This is a genomic window from Phytohabitans aurantiacus, assembly GCF_027923225.1.
Taxonomy (GTDB): domain Bacteria; phylum Actinomycetota; class Actinomycetes; order Mycobacteriales; family Micromonosporaceae; genus Phytohabitans; species Phytohabitans aurantiacus.
This window is the reverse complement of record NZ_BSDI01000001.1, coordinates 209,708-226,264: the sequence shown is the minus strand read 5'-3', so window position 1 is coordinate 226,264 and position 16,557 is coordinate 209,708. Positions and strand designations below refer to the sequence as shown.

The 16,557-nt window shown below is 70.8% G+C and carries 20 protein-coding genes; 18 read left to right on the top strand and 2 right to left on the bottom strand.

All coding sequences use genetic code 11. The annotated features are described in order from the left end of the window. Positions 1-60: 60 nt before the first annotated feature. The 6 genes from QMG73_RS01180 to QMG73_RS01155 all read left to right on the top strand — a co-directional run bounded on the left by QMG73_RS01180 (position 61) and on the right by QMG73_RS01155 (position 5,275). Positions 61-984, top strand: a complete 924-nt coding sequence (locus tag QMG73_RS01180) for an ABC transporter ATP-binding protein (RefSeq protein ID WP_281891810.1) — start codon at positions 61-63, stop codon at positions 982-984. Then, positions 981-1,832 carry an ABC transporter permease gene (locus tag QMG73_RS01175; protein ID WP_281891809.1) on the top strand — a complete coding sequence of 284 codons (852 nt, stop codon included), beginning with the start codon at positions 981-983 and terminating at the stop codon, positions 1,830-1,832. Before QMG73_RS01180 ends, QMG73_RS01175 begins: the two co-directional genes overlap by 4 nt. A 10-nt stretch (positions 1,833-1,842) precedes the next feature. Continuing rightward, on the top strand, positions 1,843-2,070 hold the full coding sequence (locus tag QMG73_RS01170) for a helix-turn-helix transcriptional regulator (RefSeq protein ID WP_281891808.1): 228 nt from the start codon (positions 1,843-1,845) through the stop codon (positions 2,068-2,070). 128 nt (positions 2,071-2,198) lie between these two features. Further along, on the top strand, positions 2,199-2,786 hold the full coding sequence (locus QMG73_RS01165) for a DUF4956 domain-containing protein (RefSeq protein ID WP_281891807.1): 588 nt from the start codon (positions 2,199-2,201) through the stop codon (positions 2,784-2,786). Continuing rightward, complete coding sequence (locus QMG73_RS01160) at positions 2,783-3,568, top strand: polyphosphate polymerase domain-containing protein (protein WP_281891806.1); 786 nt, start codon at positions 2,783-2,785, stop codon at positions 3,566-3,568. The genes QMG73_RS01165 and QMG73_RS01160 overlap by 4 nt, the downstream gene beginning before the upstream one ends. Before the next feature lie 12 nt (positions 3,569-3,580). Then, on the top strand, positions 3,581-5,275 hold the full coding sequence (locus tag QMG73_RS01155; protein ID WP_281891805.1) for a carbohydrate-binding domain-containing protein: 1,695 nt from the start codon (positions 3,581-3,583) through the stop codon (positions 5,273-5,275). A 34-nt stretch (positions 5,276-5,309) separates the two neighbouring features. Here the strand turns inward: QMG73_RS01155 and QMG73_RS01150 are convergent, their stop codons facing one another. Continuing rightward, entirely contained in the window at positions 5,310-6,056 is a 747-nt protein-coding gene (locus QMG73_RS01150) for a prepilin peptidase (RefSeq protein WP_281891804.1), read from the bottom strand. A 197-nt stretch (positions 6,057-6,253) separates the two neighbouring features. Here QMG73_RS01150 and QMG73_RS01145 point away from each other — a divergent pair, with 197 nt between their 5' ends. The 12 genes from QMG73_RS01145 to QMG73_RS01090 are packed head-to-tail and all read left to right on the top strand — an operon-like array spanning position 6,254 to position 14,905. Next, a complete protein-coding gene (locus QMG73_RS01145) occupies positions 6,254-6,808 on the top strand; it encodes a hypothetical protein (RefSeq protein WP_407676724.1) in 555 nt (184 codons plus the stop codon). Beyond that, positions 6,802-7,665: a hypothetical protein gene (locus tag QMG73_RS01140; RefSeq protein ID WP_281891802.1), complete on the top strand. Its 864-nt coding sequence runs from the start codon at positions 6,802-6,804 to the stop codon at positions 7,663-7,665. Before QMG73_RS01145 ends, QMG73_RS01140 begins: the two co-directional genes overlap by 7 nt. Then, on the top strand, positions 7,662-8,345 hold the full coding sequence (locus tag QMG73_RS01135; protein WP_407676723.1) for an SAF domain-containing protein: 684 nt from the start codon (positions 7,662-7,664) through the stop codon (positions 8,343-8,345). The genes QMG73_RS01140 and QMG73_RS01135 overlap by 4 nt, the downstream gene beginning before the upstream one ends. 2 nt (positions 8,346-8,347) lie before the next feature. Next, entirely contained in the window at positions 8,348-9,151 is an 804-nt protein-coding gene (locus QMG73_RS01130; RefSeq protein ID WP_281891801.1) for a P-loop NTPase family protein, read from the top strand. Then, complete coding sequence (locus tag QMG73_RS01125) at positions 9,141-10,661, top strand: CpaF family protein (RefSeq protein ID WP_281891800.1); 1,521 nt, start codon at positions 9,141-9,143, stop codon at positions 10,659-10,661. The genes QMG73_RS01130 and QMG73_RS01125 overlap by 11 nt, the downstream gene beginning before the upstream one ends. After that, positions 10,658-11,563 (top strand): type II secretion system F family protein, encoded by a 906-nt coding sequence (locus QMG73_RS01120; RefSeq protein WP_281891798.1) that lies wholly within the window; start codon positions 10,658-10,660, stop codon positions 11,561-11,563. The genes QMG73_RS01125 and QMG73_RS01120 overlap by 4 nt, the downstream gene beginning before the upstream one ends. After that, positions 11,560-12,423, top strand: a complete 864-nt coding sequence (locus QMG73_RS01115; protein WP_281891797.1) for a type II secretion system F family protein — start codon at positions 11,560-11,562, stop codon at positions 12,421-12,423. Before QMG73_RS01120 ends, QMG73_RS01115 begins: the two co-directional genes overlap by 4 nt. A gap of 22 nt (positions 12,424-12,445) precedes the next feature. After that, positions 12,446-12,640, top strand: coding sequence for a hypothetical protein (locus QMG73_RS01110; protein WP_281891796.1), 195 nt, complete (start codon positions 12,446-12,448; stop codon positions 12,638-12,640). A gap of 3 nt (positions 12,641-12,643) precedes the next feature. Next, positions 12,644-13,090: a TadE/TadG family type IV pilus assembly protein gene (locus QMG73_RS01105; RefSeq protein WP_281891795.1), complete on the top strand. Its 447-nt coding sequence runs from the start codon at positions 12,644-12,646 to the stop codon at positions 13,088-13,090. Then, entirely contained in the window at positions 13,087-13,506 is a 420-nt protein-coding gene (locus QMG73_RS01100) for a TadE/TadG family type IV pilus assembly protein (protein ID WP_281891794.1), read from the top strand. The genes QMG73_RS01105 and QMG73_RS01100 overlap by 4 nt, the downstream gene beginning before the upstream one ends. Beyond that, positions 13,503-13,922, top strand: a complete 420-nt coding sequence (locus QMG73_RS01095) for a pilus assembly protein TadG-related protein (RefSeq protein WP_281891793.1) — start codon at positions 13,503-13,505, stop codon at positions 13,920-13,922. Before QMG73_RS01100 ends, QMG73_RS01095 begins: the two co-directional genes overlap by 4 nt. A 14-nt stretch (positions 13,923-13,936) precedes the next feature. Beyond that, positions 13,937-14,905 (top strand): LysM peptidoglycan-binding domain-containing protein, encoded by a 969-nt coding sequence (locus tag QMG73_RS01090; RefSeq protein ID WP_281891792.1) that lies wholly within the window; start codon positions 13,937-13,939, stop codon positions 14,903-14,905. Positions 14,906-15,713: 808 nt separating this feature from the next. Here the strand turns inward: QMG73_RS01090 and QMG73_RS01085 are convergent. Next, positions 15,714-16,151, bottom strand: coding sequence for a DUF1707 domain-containing protein (locus QMG73_RS01085; RefSeq protein ID WP_281891791.1), 438 nt, complete (start codon positions 16,149-16,151; stop codon positions 15,714-15,716). Positions 16,152-16,557 lie beyond the last annotated feature (406 nt).

Sequence of the window (16,557 nt, the reverse complement as noted above, 5' to 3'; positions counted from 1 at the left end):
TCCACCCGTAGTAGACCTGCTACATTTTGCGGGATCTCTCATACGGGGAGGTGGAGATCTATGACGCCTGACGTGGTCATCGACGTCCGTGACCTGCGGATGCGGTACGGCACGACGGATGTGCTCACGGGTGTCTCGTTCACCGCGCGACGGGGTGAAGTGCTGGCGTTGCTCGGTCCCAACGGAGCCGGCAAGACCACCACGATCGAGATCCTGGAGGGCTTTCGCATCCGCTCGGCCGGCGAGGTCTCTGTGCTCGGTGTCGACCCGGGGCACGGCACGGAGGCGTGGCGGGCCCGGCTTGGCGTGGTGCTCCAGTCGTGGCGGGACCACAGCAAGTGGCGGGTGCGCCAACTGCTGGCGCACCTCGGCTCGTACTACGCCAGCTACTCCACCGACCACGTCCGCCGCCCGTGGGAGGTGGACGATCTGGTCGACGCTGTCGGGCTCACGCCGCACGCGCACAAGCGGGTCGGGCAGCTCTCGGGCGGCCAGCGGCGGCGGCTCGATGTGGCGATCGGCATCGTCGGTCGCCCCGAGTTGCTCTTTCTTGACGAGCCGACCGCAGGGTTCGATCCGGAGGCCCGCCGCGAGTTCCACGACCTGGTGCACCGGCTGTCGGACCTGGACGACACCACGATCCTGCTGACCACGCACGATCTCGACGAGGCCGAGAAGCTGGCCGACCGCATCCTGATCCTGGCCGGTGGCTCGATCATCGCGGACGGCTCCGCAGACGAGCTGAGTCGGCGGGTCTCCACCGACGCGGAGGTCCGGTGGACCCGCGACGGGGCTCGTTTCGTGCACGCCGCGGCCGACGCCACCGGGTTCGTGCGGGAGCTGTTCGCCCAGTACGGCGAGGGCATCGCCGATCTGGAGGTGCGCCGGGCCAGCCTGGAGGACACCTACGTGGCGCTGGTGCGGGAGTACGAGTCGGGGCGCAGTGGCGCCGCCCTCCGCGCGTTCGAGGAGGCCATCCGATGACGCCCACGCTGACCGCGGCCCGCGCCGGCGTTTCGCGCGGCTGGATCGAGATGCGCCAGACCTTCACCAACGCGCAGGACCTGTGGAACTACTTCTTTCCCACCGTCCTGCTGTTCTTCGTCATGTTCTTCATGCGCGGCTCGACCGTTCCGGGCACCAACTTCTCGCTGGGTTCGCGCACGCTGCCGAGCGCGCTGGGCATGACCGTGGCGTTCGGCGGTCTGATCACCATGGCCATGGCGCTCGCCACCGAGCGCGAAGACGGCACCCTGCTGCGCGCCAAGGCCACTCCGAACGGCATGGTCGGGTATCTGGTCGGCAAGATCGTGTCGGTCGCCGGGATAACAGCCGTCAGCATCACGCTGTACCTGGTCACCGGCGCCGGTCTCGTCGGCGGGCTGAACCTGGGCGACCCTGGCGCGTGGCTGACGCTCGGCTGGGTATCGGTGCTCGGCATGGTGGCCACGTTTCCCATCGGCGCGATCCTCGGCTCGCTAGTCTCCAACCCGCGCAACATGGGCCTGATCATGCTGCCGATGATGGGCCTCATCGCGACGTCCGGGATTTTCTACCCGATCACCAACTTTCCCGGCTGGCTTCAGGGCGTCGCTCAGGCCTTCCCGATCTACTGGCTGGGTCTGGGCATGCGATCCGCGCTCCTGCCGGACAGCATGGCGGCGGTCGAGTTCGGCCACTCGTGGCGGCACCTGGAGACCGCCGGTGTGCTGGGCGTGTGGGCCATCGCGGGACTGATCCTGGCACCGATCGTGCTGCGGCGCATGGCCCGGCGGGAGTCCGGTTCCAGCGTGGCGGCCCGCCGGGAAAAGGCAATGCAGCGGATAACGTGAGGCGGTGCCGATGAGCGAGGTGATCTACAACCGCATCGCGATGCTGCGCGCGGAGCGCGGTATCTCGCGCCGCCAACTCGCCGAGGCACTGGGCGTGCACTACCAGACGGTGGGCTATCTGGAGCGAGGCGAGTTCAGCCCGAGCCTCCACCTGGCCCTGCGCCTGGCCGAATACTTCGAGGTCCCCGTGGAAGTCATCTTCTCCACCGCGCCATTCCCCCGAATCGGCGTCACCTGAGCCGCGAAACTTTGAGGTAACTCTGAGGTTGAGCCGCGCCATCGTCCCTTAGTCTATTGATCTCCATCGATCATTCATCGCGGGGGCGACGGCCGTTCACCAGGCGGACACCTTGGAGGGCTCATCCTATGACGCGACTGGCACTCTTCGCGATCGATCTGGTCGCGGTCTGTGTACTCGTCTTCGGCCTCTACTTCCCCCGCCACCGCCGGCGTGACCTGGTCGTCGCGTATCTCGGCGTCAACGTCGGGGTCCTCGCGGTCGCCGGCTCGCTGAGCTCCGGTGACGTCGGCGCCGGGCTCGGCCTGGGCCTGTTCGGCGTACTGTCCATCATCCGGCTGCGCTCCACCGAGCTGGACCAGCACGAGGTGGCGTACTACTTCTCGGCCCTGGCCATGGGCATCCTCGGCCCGCTGAGCGGCGGATCAGCGTGGCTCGCACCGGCGCTGATGGCCCTGATCCTCGTGGTCATGTACCTGGGCGACCACCCCCGGCTCCTGCGCAACTACCGGCGCCAGGTCGTGGTGCTCGACTCCGCCGTCACCGACCACGTGGCGCTCGTCGCCCAACTGGAGCAGCTTCTCGGCGCGCGGGTGCACACCGCCACTGTGGACCGTGTCGACCTCGTCAACGAGACCACAGTGGTGGAAGTGCGGTACTCGCACCGCGCGGGTGTCGGCACCCAGCGGCTGGCCGAGGTGGGACTGTCCCGGTGACCGCGGCCACCGTCCACACCGCTCTGTCCACTCTGGATCAACTGGCGCCGATCGACCTGCCCGAGCTGACCGAGCGCGCCGAGTTGCAGACCCGGATGGACCGCAAGTACGTGCTCCCGGTCGGCGAGTTGGCCGCCCTGCTGCCCCACGTCGCCCCGGACACCCAGGTACTGGAGATCGGCGGCGCGCGCGTCTTCCGCTACGAGTCGGTCTACTTCGACACCCCGGACCTCACCTGTTTCCGGCTCGCCGCACACCGGCGCCGCCGCCGATTCAAGGTGAGAACCAGAAGCTACCTCGACTCGGCAACGTGCTGGCTCGAGGTGAAGACCGAGGGGGCACGCGGCGGTACGGTCAAGAGCCGGCTCCCGTACCGGCCGGACGACCACACCACCGTCGCGCCGGGCCGCGCGTTCGTCGACACCGTGCTCGCCGGCAGCGCGATCACCGGCGCGGGGCTGGTGTTCGGCCCCACCCTCGTCACCCGCTACCGGCGCGGCACGCTCTATCTGCCGGCGTCCGCGAGCCGGGTCACCATCGACGTCGATCTGGGCTGGGACGACGCCGGCCACACGCTGTGCCTGCCGGACATGGCGGTGGTCGAGACAAAGACCGGGTCGGCGGCGTGCCGCGTCGACCGCCTCCTCTGGGCCCGCGGGCACCGCCCGACGTCCATCTCCAAGTACGCGACCGGTCTGGTCGCGCTGCGCCCGCACCTGCCATCGAACCGGTGGCGCCGCACCCTCCGCAGGTACTTCCAACCGTCCACCCCAGACAGTTAGGACACCGACCACATGCGACGCTCCCCACGAATCGCGATGCTCACCGCGGCGGCAGCCATCACCACCGCCGGCGTGGCTGTCGCCGGTACCCCCACGGCCGTTCTCGCGGCCGGGCCGGCGGCCGGGCAGGCGATGGCCGCGAACGCCGCCCATCACGACTCCGCCGCCGACCACGCCTGGAACAGCGCCGACGTCCGGGCCGTACAGCTCACCGGCAGCGGTGCCACCACCACCGCCACCGGTGTGACGGTCAGCGGCAGCACCGTGACCGTGACCGCGGCCGGCACCTACCAGTTCACCGGCTCGCTGACCAACGGCCGGATCGTGGTGAACAGCACCGGCACCGGGATCGTCCGGATCCTGCTGAACGGCGTCACGATCGCCAACTCCACCACCTCCGCGCTGCACGTCGCCGCCGCGAGCGAGGTCATGGTGGTGGTCAACGCGGGCACGACGAACCGCCTCACCGATGCCAGTACCCGCGCGACCACCGACACCTCGACCGCCGCCCTGTTCAGCGAGGACAACCTCACCATCACCGGCACCGGGTCACTCACCGTGCAGGGCAACGCGGTGGACGGTATCGCCAGCGAGGACGGCCTGGTCATCGACTCCGTCAACCTGACGGTCAACGCGGTCGACGACGCCGTCCGCGGCCAGGACTACGTGGTGCTCAACAGCGGTACGGTGACCGCCACCTCGTCGGGCGGCGACGGCGTGAAGTCCAACGATGACGCGGACGCCACCCGCGGGTACGTCCACGTGGCGGGCGGCTCGCTGTCGGTCACCGCGGCCGGCGACGGCGTCAGCGCGACCACCGACGTGGTGGTGTCCGGCGGTACCGTCTCCGCCCGCACCGGCGGTGGCAGCACCGTGCCGCCACCGGCCGACGGCTCGTCGAAGGGCCTCAAGGCCGGCGTCCTGCTCGCGCTCAGCGACGGCCAGACCACGGTGGACTCCTCGGACGACGGCATCCACTCCGACGCCGCGATTGTCGTCGACGGCGGTACGCACACGGTGGCCACCGCCGACGACGGCGTGCACGCCGAGACCACGCTGAACGTCGTGGCCGGCAGCGTGACGGTGACCCGGTCCTACGAAGGGCTGGAGGCGCTCAAGCTGACGATCAGCGGCGGCTCGGTCAACGCGACCTCCACCGACGACGCCCTCAACGCCTCCGAGGAGGGTGTGAACGAGTCCCAGGTGGCGCCGAACGCCTTCATCACCATCACCGGCGGCCAGGTCGTGGTCAGCGGCGGCACCGACGGCATCGACTCCAACGGCACGCTCACCATCTCCGGCGGCACCGTCGTCACCGCCGGCTCGCCCACCCGGGGCGGTGGCGAGGGCGGCCTCGACTCCAACGGCGCCCTGACCTTCACCGGCGGTACCGTGCTGGCGACCGGCATCACCGCCTCGACGTCCCGGCTGCCCACCACCGGGCAGGGCTGGGTGTCGTACACCTTCGGCGCGAACCAGCCGGCCGGCACGATCGTGCACCTGGTCAACTCCTCCGGTACCCAGATCGCCGCGTACCGGTCCGGCAAGGTCTTCCGCGGCGTGCTCCTCTCGTCGAGCCAGATCGTCCGCGGCCAGACGTACCGGATCTACACCGGCGGCACCGTCTCCGGTACTCCCGTGGGTGGCCTGTACATGGGCGGCACTGTCTCCGGTACCCAGGTAGGCACGGCCGTAGCCGGCGGTTGATCTCACTCGCCGCGGGTGGGGCTCGCCATGAGCCCTACACCGCGGCGAGGGTCACCGCGACCAGGGCGCCGAGCAGCATGAATGGGCCGTGAGGGATGTGATCCTTGCGGCCCACCTTGCCTGTGACCAGGAGGGCCACCGCGTAAAAGCCGGCGAGCAGGAAGCCGGCCATCGCCGCCATCACCGTCGCTGGCCAGCCGAACCAGCCCGCCGCCAGGCCCACGCACAACGCGAGTTTCACGTCGCCGAGCCCCATGCCGGCGGGCGCGATCAGCGCCAGGATCAGGTAGAACGCGGCCAGCCCCAGCGCGCTCGCGAGGGCGACCACGTAGCGGCGGGGCTCGCCGTCCACCGCCGCCGACAGTCCTAACAGGACAGCGGTGCCGCCGGCCGCCGGCAGCGTCAGGCGGTCGGGCAGGCGGTGCACGGCCACGTCGACGAACGCCAGCACGACGCCGAACACCGCCGCCCAGCACAGCGCCGCGAGCGGCAGCGGCGCGGAAACCCGCCATGCGAGGAGTGCGAGCGTCGCGGCGGCCACGGCCTCCACGAGGCCGGGCGCCGGTCCGATCCGCTGCCGGCACCGCGGGCAACGCCCGGTGGGTGGCAGGGCGCGCCATGCGGTCGGAAGCAGGGCCGCGCCGCATTGCGGGCAGTCACGTCGCCAGCTTTCTTCACTGGGTACCGCGAAGTGGAGGATCTGCGCACGCAGGAGTGGGCCGAGGGCCGCACCAGCCAGCAGGGCCACCACGATGAGCACCCCGTCCGCATTGATCGTCATCCACTCAGCTCCCGCTACGTACCGTGATCGTTTCGATTGCCTCTGTTGCATCGGCGGCAGTCAGCCTATGCTGCCCATCTGGGTGCACTTCTCGGTGTTTCCGCACCGCCGAGAGCCGATTCGACACTGCCCGGGGGGATGGCTATGGCCGGCTGGAGGCGCCGGACGCAAGTGCAGGGGAGGGTGCACAGTTGCGCATGCAGCACCTGGGCCGAGCCTCAACGGTCCTCGTCGCCGTAATACTCGTTGGCGGGGCGACCGCCTGTTCAACCTCTGGTAAGTCGTCAAACTCCGCTGCCGCGGCCCCCGCGGCGTCCGCCTCAAACGATGTCGAGGCGGCAAAAGCGTCCAAGGCCGCAATGGCCGCATACACGGGGTATTTAACCGCATCTCGGGCGGCGTCGCTCGAGCCAGACCCCAAACACCCCGACCTGACGAAATACGTCGCCGACCCGCTATTGACGCGGGTGCGTGACGCTGTTCGTGATTTGAAAGTGCATGGCGCTATGCGCACCGGAAAGCTCGTTTCCGATCCGCAGGTGACCACCGTCGACCTGGCCGCCAAGCCGCCCACAGTGTCCATTCAGGACTGCATCGACTCCACGGGATACAAGATGGTCTACGCCAACTCGAAAAAGCCCGTGCCCGGCGCGGCTGGCGGCCGTTATGTGGCCACCGCGACGGCGACCAGGTACCCGGATGGCCGTTGGCTGATCAGCGACGGCGCGACTCACGAGGACCAGCCATGCTGACCCGCCGCCTGCTGCCGATACTCGCTCTTTTCGCGACGCTCCTCGCGGCGCCGGCCGCGGTCGCCGCCCCGCCCGACGTCGAGTGCCCGCCGGGCCAGACCGACTGCCAGATCGTCGACGAGACGCCGGGCGGTGGTGGCAACAACGGTGGCGGTAACAATGGCGGCGGCTCCAGCGGGGGCAACGACAAGTGCTTCCGCGGCGAGGAAGAAGTGCCCTGCTACGACCCGATCTTCGGGTGGTTCAACCGGGATGACGGCTGCTACTACAAGCTCACTGAGCCGCAGCTGCCACCGAAGGACGATTCGCCGGACGGCGCTTGGTACACGCCCACCTGCCTGGCGGGAGTCGGCGAGCCAGACTGGTTCCCCGACCCGCCGGGCGGCACGCCGCCGAGCCCTGTGACGCTTGCGCGCCGCGCGCTGGCCGCCATCACGCTGGCCGTGCCGGACATCAACATCAAGCCGGATCAAGGACCGGGACTTGTCGGACTCCCGGTGTGGCTCTGGGTCGGGAGATCACCGAACACTTGGGGCCCCATCCGGAACTCCGCATCAGACAGTGGGCTCACCGTGGAAATCACCGCGCGCGTGACCAGGCTCAGCTTCGACCTGGGCAACGGCAAGACGATCGAGTGCCCGACCGGCGGCACGCCGTACCCGAAGGGCGCCAAGGGTCCTTCGCCCGACTGCGGCCACCTGTACGACAAAGCGGGCGAGTACACGATCGAGGCGACCACCTCGTGGACCGTCGACTGGGAGAGCAGCGCGGGCGGCTCCGGCACATTGGACGAGAACCCGACCCGCGTCGCGACCGGCGACATACAGATCGACGAGTTGCAGGTGGTGACCAGGTGAGCCTCGCGACCAACCACAAGGTGGGCGGCGGCCCGGTCGCCGCGCCCGTCGAGCCACCCAAGGTGGTGCGCCAGCGCCGCATGCGTCCCGGCCTGCTCGGCCTCGCCATCCTGCTGGTGGCGCTCGGTGGACTGGGTGCCGCGTTCGCGGTCACGTCGGTGCGGGCCACCGGCTCGTACCTCGCGATCTCGCGGGAGGTGTCGGTCGGCGCCGAGCTGACCGCCAGTGACGTCGTGGCCGTGCAGGTAGCCGGGGGCCAGGGGCTGTCGCCGGTGCCTGCCGGTGACATCGACAAGGTGGTTGGCAAGCGGGCGGCGGTGACGCTGGTGCCGGGCACGCTGCTCACCATGGACCAGCTCACCAACACCCCGCTGCTCGGCCCCGGCAAGCAGCAGGTGGCGATCGGCCTCAAGGCGAGCCAGGTACCGGCCAAGGAGCTCCGCCCCGGCGACGAGATCCTGCTGGTCAGCACCCCGCCGCCGAACTTGGGCAGCAACGAGCGGGCGCCCCAGAGCACCCGGTACGACGGGATCGTGGTCGACACGACGGTCCCCGACGAAGACGAAGCCGACCGCGGCACGACGATCGTGTACGTGGCGGTCGCCGTCCGCGACGCCGTCGCCGTGGTCACGCTCGCCGCCCAGGACCGGCTCGCCGTCATCCTCACGGGGTCGGCCTAGAGATGGCGATCATCGCGCTGGTATCGCCGAAGGGGTCGCCCGGTGTGACCACGACGGCGCTGGCGTGCACCCTCTCCTGGCACCGCAGGCTCTTGCTGGCCGAGTGCGACCCGGCCGGCGGCTCGATCATGGCTGGCTACCTCGGCGGCGCCGTACCGGGGCCGCGCGGGATCGGCGAGCTCGCCGTGGCGGAGCTGCGCGAGGGCAAGCTGGAGGAGAGCTTCTGGTCGCAGCTCATCGACCTGGACGCCCCGAAACGCGAGCGACTGCTGCTGCCGGGCGTGGTCGACCCCACCCAGGCAGGCACGGTCGCGCCGCTGTGGCAGCGGTTCGCCGACTTCTTCACGGGTCTGGAGAAGGGCGAGCCGGCGTACGACGTGATTGTCGACTGTGGACGGCTGTACGTGAGCAACCCGCCGTGGCCGGTGCTGCGCGCCGCCGCGGTCGTTCTCGTGGTGACCACGGCCCACCTGCCCGACCTGTCGAGCGCTCGCGCGGCCGTCGCCGCGATCCAGCGCGACTTCCGGGAGCACCGGGTCGCGCCGGGATCGGTACGGCTGTTGCTGGTGGGCGAGGGCCACGGCACCGGCGAGATCAGCAAGGCGTTGGAGTTGCCGGTGATCGCGCGGATACCCGACGACCCTCACACGGCCAAGGTGCTGAGCTACGGCGGCACCATCAAGGCCAACCGCCCCCTGATGCGGGCGGCCGATGCGCTGGAAGTACCGATCAACGCCATCCTCGACCGCCGGCGTGCCCGGCTGAGCTGGCGTCCAGCGCTGACGGAGGTGCCGAATGCGGTTTGAGCCGGTGTACCAGGACCCCCGGGTCCCGCAGCAACCAGCCCTCCCAACCGCCATCCCGGTGCCGCCGTCTGTCCACAATGGACGGCATCATGCGAACGGCTCCACTCCGACCGCACCGGCCCGGCCCCGGGTCGACTTCGCGGTGGTACGCGACCTGCGACGCCAGCTCAGTGAGCGGCTGACCCGGTGGCAGCGCGGGCGCGACTTCACCCCGGGGGAGGAAGACGCCGAGCGCGAGCGGCTGGCGGTCGCCGTGGTTGCCGAGTACGCCGACACGGTGCGCCGGTCCGGTACGCCGATGCCGGCGGCCGAGGAGCGGATGCTGCTCGACCAGGTCACCGCCGAACTGGTGGGTCTCGGGCGGCTGCAGACGCTGCTGGTCGACGACTCGATCGAAGAGGTGCACGTGCTCGGCTGCGACCACGTGCGGATCGCCCGCCACGGCGGCGGCATCGAGTGGGCCGAGCCGATCGCCGACAGCGACGAGGAACTGGTCGAGATCCTGCAGGCGGCCGCCCGCCGGGCCGGAGCCACCGAACGCTCGCTGTCGACGTCGAAGCCCACCCTCGACCTCCAGTTGCCCGACGGCAGCCGCCTCGCCGCCGTGTACCTGGTCAGCCACCGCCCGTACGCCGTGATCCGCCGGCACAACACGCTCGACGTGACGCTCGACGACATCTCCGGTAGTCGCGCCGACCTCGACGAGATGCTGGACGGGCTGATCCGCGACTTCCTGCGGGCGGCGATGCGCGCCGGCCTCAACATCATGGTTGCTGGGCTGGCAGGCGCCGGTAAGACCACGGTGATCCGGGCGATGATGAACGAGATCCCGCCCGACGAGCCGTACGTGCTGCTCGAAGAGAGCCGCGAGCTGCTGCCCGCCCGGCGCGGCGAGCGGCACCGGGCGGTCATGAGCTTCGAGTCGCGGGAGGGCCACGGCGAGCGGGGACCCGACGGGCGTCCGGCCGGTGAGGTGACGATCGCCGACCTGATCCCGGTGTCGCTGCGGATGGGCGCGCTTCGGATCATCGTCGGCGAGGTGCGGTCGCGGGAGATCGTGCCGATGCTCCAGGCGATGACCACGAGCCGCGGCTCGATGTGCACCATCCACGCCCGCAGCCCGGGCGGCGTCAGCGAGCGCATCATCGAGCTGGCGCTGTCGCACGGCAAGGAGATGACCGTCGAGCAGGCCCGGCGGATGGCGGGCAACGCGCTCGACCTGATCGTGTACGTGACGGTCGAAGACGAGACCGCGATCGGCGGCCGGAAGCACCGGTTCGTCTCGCACGTCGAGGAGATCGTGGGTGTGGGCGACGGCGCCCGGATCTCCACCACCAGCATCTTCGGCCCGGGGGCGGACGGCCGGGCGGTCCCAATGCACCTGCCGGAGCGGGTACGCGACCAACTCCTACGGGTCGGCTACGACGCGCGCATTCTCAGCCGGTACATCGAGGCGAAGACCGGGGCCTGGCGCCGCCCGAGGCGCTCTCAACTGCGGCGGCGCTCATGAGGTTGCCGGCGAACATTGAGCTGATCGCGGTCGTCTCCGGCGCCATGTGTGTAGGCGGCCTGATCATGGCCGTCGTCGCGATCGTCGGCACCGACCGGCCGTCCCGGCCACCGTCCCCGACGAGCCAGCGCCTGCGGATGTTCACGGGCGCCGGACTCAACGAGCGCGAGCGCCGCCGGCACCGCGTCCTGTTCGTGGTGGCGTTTCTGGCCGGTGCGCTGGCCTGGCTGGTGACCGGGGTACCGCTCGTGGGCCTGCTGGTCGGCATCGCGGTGCCGGGCACCCCGTGGCTCTTCACGGTCGGGCATGCCGAGCAGCGGGCGATCACCCGGATCGAGGCGGTCGGCGAGTGGACCCGCCGGCTGCGCGACGTCTCCGGCACCGGGCAAGGGCTGCAGCAGGCCATCGTCGCGACCGTGGCCACCGCACCGGAGGAGATCGGCCCGGAAATCGAGCTGCTGGCGTCCCGCCTCCAGGCAGGCTGGCATGGAAAGGACGCGCTGCTCGCGTTCGCCGGGCAGATCGGCGACCCGGTGTGCGACCAGGTCGTAGCCGCGCTCATCCTGCACCTCAGCGACCGTGGCGAGCGCCTTGGCGATGTGCTCGGATCCATCGCGACCGCCGCCGCGGCCGAGGTCGCGACGCGGCGCGAGGTCGAGGCCAAGCGCACCCAGCCACGGTTCGCGGTGCGCTTCCTGACCGGGATGACGCTGCTGACGCTGGCGTACGGGTTGCTGAACCCGGAGTACATGGAGCCGTACGGCACCGCTACCGGGCAGGTGGTGCTGATCGTCCTGGGGAGCCTGTTCATCGGGCTGCTCGCCTGGACCCGGTCGATGAGCCTGCCGCCGCCACCCGTGCGCTTCCTCGCCATTCCCACCGGCGAGGAGGTGGAGCCGTGAGTGTCAGCCCGTTTCTCGTGATCGCGGTCGTTTCCGGAGCACTGGTCGGCCTCGGCGCGTTCCTGCTGATCCGCGAGGCGATACCGGCCACGCCCGCGCTCGCCCCCGCGCTGCACCGGCTGCACCAGAGCCCGGCCGCCGCGCGCGCGGGTACCGGCGGGCTCGACTGGCTGACCGGCCTGTCCCGGTACCTCCGGCCGCCACACAAGGAGCTGGCGCTGCTCGGTCGGACGCCTGAGCAGTACACCCTCTCGCTCGTGCTGTCGGGGCTGATCGGACTCGCGATCCCGCCCGTGCTCACGGCGGCGCTCTCGCTTTTGGGTTTGTCCCTGCCGTTCGTGCTGCCGACCGTGACCGGCCTCGGCCTGGCCTTCGTCTTCATGTTCGTCGCGCACCGTGACGTACTGGCCAAGGCCGAAAAGGCGCGCCGCGAGTTCACGCAGGCCGTCTGCACGTACCTAGACCTGGTGGCGCTCCAGCTCTCGGCGGCGCACGGCCCGGTGCAGTCGCTGGAACGCGCGGCCGAGGTGTGTGACGGCTGGGTGTTCGAGCGGCTGCGCGAGGCGTTGCGGATCGCGCAGATGCAGATGCACGCGCCCTGGGACGAGCTGCGCGACCTGTCGGAGCAGATCGGCGTGCCCGAGTTGGGCGACGTCGGCGCGATCGTGCAGGCGTCCGGCACCGAGGGCGCGCAGGTGCACGAGACGCTGCGGATGCGCGCCGACTCGCTGCGCGACCAGATCCGCACCGACAACCTGACCCGCGCCGAGGCGATCACCAGCCGGCTCGACGTACCCGGGGCGATGTTGGTCTTCGTCCTCGTTGGCTTCGTCATGTTCCCGTTCCTGGCCCGCATCTGAGCCCCAACCGGAAGGAACCGCCATGTCCGTCGTCTACTACCTGCACAGCGTCGTCAAGGAACGCCTCGACCACCTGCGTACACAGGCGGAGCGGGACCGCGGCGACGGCCCGGTGCCGACCGCGATCATCATCGCCGGGCTCGCGGCCGCCGCCATCGCGGTCACCGCCACCGCGGCGACCCTCGCCAACGGCTGGATGTCGAAGATCGCTCCCTGACCGATGCTTCGCAGCGCACTGGGCCTCTGCCAACGGACCGCCGCCGCGGTCCGGCGCCGGTGCGCGCATCCGGCCGGCCGCGACCGGGGTGCCACGCCGGTCGAACTGGCCATCGTCTTCCCCGCGATCCTGCTCCTGACGTTCGCGTCGGTGCAGGTGGGCGCCTGGTTCCTGGCGCGGGCCGTGGCGCTCAACGCCGCACAGGTGGCGGTCAGCTCCACCCGCACATTGAACGGGGTGTCGCCGGCGGCCGGTGAGGCCCAGGCCAGCAGCTTCATCGCCGACACGGGCGGCTGGCTGGTGGGCTGGAACATCCAGGTCGACCAGGGCCCGGAGCAGGTCACCGCCACCGTGACCGGCACGGTCGTATCCGTGATCCCCGGCGTGAACTGGTCGGTCAGTCAGACCGCGCAGGGCCCCGTCGAGCGCTTCACCGAGGAGGGGCCTTGAGAGATCGCGGCTCTGTCTCGGTGGAGGTGGCGATCCTGGCGCCCGCCTTCCTGATGCTCGTCGTGCTCGCCGGGATCGCCGGGCGCACCGCCATTGCGCAGAACGCCGTCGATCTGGCCGCGCACGACGCGGCACGGACCGCGTCGCTCGCGCGCACCGCGGGCACGGCACAGACGCAGGGCGCGGCCACCGCCGGCGCCACACTCGCCGACCAGGGTCTGAACTGCACGGGTACGCCGGCAGTGCACATCGAGACCGGTGGGTTCACCGTGCCGGTGGGGCAGCCGGCCAACGTCGCCGTCACCGTGACCTGCCACGTCACCTTCGCCGACCTCGTCATGCCGGGCGTACCGGGCGGCACCACCGTCGAGGCCACCTTCGTCTCGCCCCTCGACCAGTACCGGAGTCGTGGATGAACGACCGCGGGCGGGTGAGCATCTTCCTGGCGATTGCGCTCGCCGGGATACTGATGATCATTGGCCTGGCGTATGACGGCGCCGGGCACCTGCGGTCGCTCCAGCGCGCGCACAACCTGGCGTCCGAGGCGGCTCGCGCCGGCGGTCAGGCGATCGATGTGGCGCAGGCCATCGAGGGCGGCGGTAAGCAGATCGACCGTCCCGCCGCGAGCGCGGCCGTCGACGCGTACCGGGCGGCAGCCGGCGTGACCGGTCCACCGCCCACGTTCTCCACCGGGCCCAACGGTGAGCAGCTCATCGAGGTCCAGGTGACCCTCACGTACGACAACGTGTTCCTCGACGTCTTCGGGTTCGCGGACACCACCACGGTGACCGGTACGGCCACCGCGACACTCCTCACCACTTCGGACTCCTAGGAAGGAGTTGCGCCATGCGTTTCCGACAGTTCTGTACCGGCGTTGGCGCGCTCGTCGTCCTCATTGGACTGGTGGTCGGCGCCCCGATCGCGCTCTTCGCCCTGGCCGGCAACCCGCTGCCCGACCATGTACCCGCACTGTCCGAAGTCACCGACGCGCTGACCAGCCCCGACGACGGTCAGCTCTTCCTACGCGTGCTGGCCGTGGTCGGCTGGCTGGGCTGGGCCACGTTCGCGCTGTCGGTACTGGTGGAGATCCCGGCTCGCGTCCTACGTCTACCGGCTCCCAGGCTGCCCGGCATGCGCCGCCAGCAGCGTGCCGCGGCGACCCTGGTCGGCTCGGTCGCGCTGATCATCGCGGCGAGCCCGGCGGTGGCATCAGCTGCCGAGATGTCAGCGCCGTACCCCGCAACCGCGCCCGCGGTGATGGCCGCGCCGATGCCCGTGGCAGCGATCGTCGAGGAGCCCGTCGAGCGGCCGGTCTACCGGGTGGAAAAGGGCGACTACCTTGGCCACATCGCCGACCGGTACCTGGGAGACTTCGACCGGTACCCGGAGCTGGCCAAGCTCAACAAGATCCGCGACCCCGACGTGATCCGGCCCGGCCAGAAGCTGCACCTGCCCGCCACCGCCCGCGACGAGGGCATCCGCTCACACGCGACCGGCCTCGTGGCGACACCCCCGTCCACGCGCACACACGCCGAACCCCCGCCCGCCCCCCGACCTGAGGCCCCGCCAGTGGTCGAGCAGGAGCCGGAGGTGCCGCCGCTGCCGCCCGCGCGGGTGGTCGAGCGCGGCGAGGGCGGTGACACCGGCGGCGTGGGTGCGAGCGCCCGCCCCGGCCAGCGCGAACGGCTGAACGTCCCGCTCGCGGTATCGGCCGTCCTGGCCGCAGCCAGCCTCGTGGGCGCCCAGATCGGCGTCCTCCTCGGCCTCCGAGACCGCCGCCGAGCCACCACCCCCCGCCGCCCCCGGAACCGCTAACAGCTGCACCCACCCGCCGCAAACGCGCCACGAACCGCGCGGATGCGGCCCCCCGCGCGCGCCGCGCTGTCCGCGCCGCGCCGCGCTCTCGCGCCATGCGCCGCGCGCGGATGCGCCCCCGCGCCGCGCTGTCCGCGCCATGCGCCGCGCGCGGATGCGCCGCGCGCCGCGCGGGTGCGCCCTCTGCCCGCCGATCAAGGGCGAACGCACGTGGTTGGATCTCTTCTCCGCGCGCGCCCGCCCCCAGGCCGGCCCGGCACGGCGTGTCGCCACGCCCGACGCGCCGATCAAGGGCAAACGCACGCGGTTGGATCTCTTTCCGCGTGCGTTTGCCCTTGATCCATGCGAATGCCCTTGATCGGCGGCCGCCGGCCGCGCACATGGCCGCCCGGCCACGCCGCTGCACGCGGCCACGCCGCTGCTGGACGGCGGCGGCCAGCGCGAGATGCCAGCGGTGAGCGTGCCGGTCTGGCGAAGCGGCGACCAACGGGTCGTCGTCGACGCTGTGACGGAAATCCGCGCACGGCGCGAAGTGCCACCAGCGTCCGCGGCCACGCGTCCCGACGTGATGCCGCTTCGCGGTGCCGTTGGCAAACACCTAGCCGAGGGAAAGGATTACGAGCTACCGCGACGCTCGTCGTGCTCCATGCCCGTTGCTCCCGCGGCCTCACCCTCCGCGGCCACACAACCAGTTCACCGGCCTGGCATCGCCACAGACGCCGCCGACCTCGCTCCACCAGCACCGCATGGACACTGATCCAGCCAGTCGGTCGCCTATGTGGACGGACAGACCCGCACCGCGAAAGCTCTAGAGCTGCGTGCGTGGCGTGTGGCGGGACAGGACCGCGCGCACCGGGATGACGTGCCCCAGCAGGCCGACGCCCCAGCCCAGGATCGGCCAGACCGGCCAGAAGTACCACGCACCTGTGCCGAGCCCGACCGCCGCCCAGATGCCGATCATCAGGAGCGACCCGCCGACGTACGAAGCTACGTGCGCCCACATGCCGAGCCGGGCGCCCCGTGCCGCCCGTAGTCGGCGCCGCTCGCGGGCACGCGCGCGCATGAACCCCTGCGGCAGGTCGGCGACCAGCGCCTCCAACTCGCCCCGGGTGCGCGCGGCATATGCCACCGCGGACCGCTCCGTGAACTCGTCCGCCTCCAGGTAGCCACCCGCGAGCGCGTCGCCGAGCAATGCGACCGCGGTCTCTCGCTCGACCGTTCCGACTCGTTCAACCTGGTTTGCCATGAGTTTCCCTCCTTCGCTCACCTTCCACAGTGCCAGGTCGTCTTGTCACTGTCAAGATGTGTGCCGCGGGGCAGCGCGAGGAGGGCTGGGGGTGTGTTGCCGCGGAGGGTGCGGCCGCGGGAGCGACGGTATGGAGCGCGACGGACGCCGCGGCAGCTCAAAGCTCGATTTTGATCACGCGCGGCCAGGTCCCGACGCCAGGGAGCGGTCTCGGCATGAGTTGCGGACGACGGGCCCGGCGGCGATCGAACAAGACGGCGCCGTAAGGCGCCGTCGATCAAGGAGAATCGCATCGATCATGGGCGAATGCACGCGGAAAGAGATCCAACCGCGTGCGTTTGCCCTTGATCGGCGCGTCGGGCGTGGCGACACGCCGTGCCGGGCCGGCCTGGGGGTGGACGCGCGC

Coding starts and splice junctions, on each gene's coding strand:
- QMG73_RS01180 (WP_281891810.1), top strand. CDS start 61: ATGACGCCTGACGTGGTCATCGACGTCCGTGACCTGCGGATGCGGTAC.
- QMG73_RS01175 (WP_281891809.1), top strand. CDS start 981: ATGACGCCCACGCTGACCGCGGCCCGCGCCGGCGTTTCGCGCGGCTGG.
- QMG73_RS01170 (WP_281891808.1), top strand. CDS start 1,843: ATGAGCGAGGTGATCTACAACCGCATCGCGATGCTGCGCGCGGAGCGC.
- QMG73_RS01165 (WP_281891807.1), top strand. CDS start 2,199: ATGACGCGACTGGCACTCTTCGCGATCGATCTGGTCGCGGTCTGTGTA.
- QMG73_RS01155 (WP_281891805.1), top strand. CDS start 3,581: ATGCGACGCTCCCCACGAATCGCGATGCTCACCGCGGCGGCAGCCATC.
- QMG73_RS01150 (WP_281891804.1), bottom strand. CDS start 6,056: ATGACGATCAATGCGGACGGGGTGCTCATCGTGGTGGCCCTGCTGGCT.
- QMG73_RS01145 (WP_407676724.1), top strand. CDS start 6,254: ATGCAGCACCTGGGCCGAGCCTCAACGGTCCTCGTCGCCGTAATACTC.
- QMG73_RS01140 (WP_281891802.1), top strand. CDS start 6,802: ATGCTGACCCGCCGCCTGCTGCCGATACTCGCTCTTTTCGCGACGCTC.
- QMG73_RS01130 (WP_281891801.1), top strand. CDS start 8,348: ATGGCGATCATCGCGCTGGTATCGCCGAAGGGGTCGCCCGGTGTGACC.
- QMG73_RS01125 (WP_281891800.1), top strand. CDS start 9,141: ATGCGGTTTGAGCCGGTGTACCAGGACCCCCGGGTCCCGCAGCAACCA.
- QMG73_RS01120 (WP_281891798.1), top strand. CDS start 10,658: ATGAGGTTGCCGGCGAACATTGAGCTGATCGCGGTCGTCTCCGGCGCC.
- QMG73_RS01110 (WP_281891796.1), top strand. CDS start 12,446: ATGTCCGTCGTCTACTACCTGCACAGCGTCGTCAAGGAACGCCTCGAC.
- QMG73_RS01105 (WP_281891795.1), top strand. CDS start 12,644: ATGCTTCGCAGCGCACTGGGCCTCTGCCAACGGACCGCCGCCGCGGTC.
- QMG73_RS01095 (WP_281891793.1), top strand. CDS start 13,503: ATGAACGACCGCGGGCGGGTGAGCATCTTCCTGGCGATTGCGCTCGCC.
- QMG73_RS01090 (WP_281891792.1), top strand. CDS start 13,937: ATGCGTTTCCGACAGTTCTGTACCGGCGTTGGCGCGCTCGTCGTCCTC.
- QMG73_RS01085 (WP_281891791.1), bottom strand. CDS start 16,151: ATGGCAAACCAGGTTGAACGAGTCGGAACGGTCGAGCGAGAGACCGCG.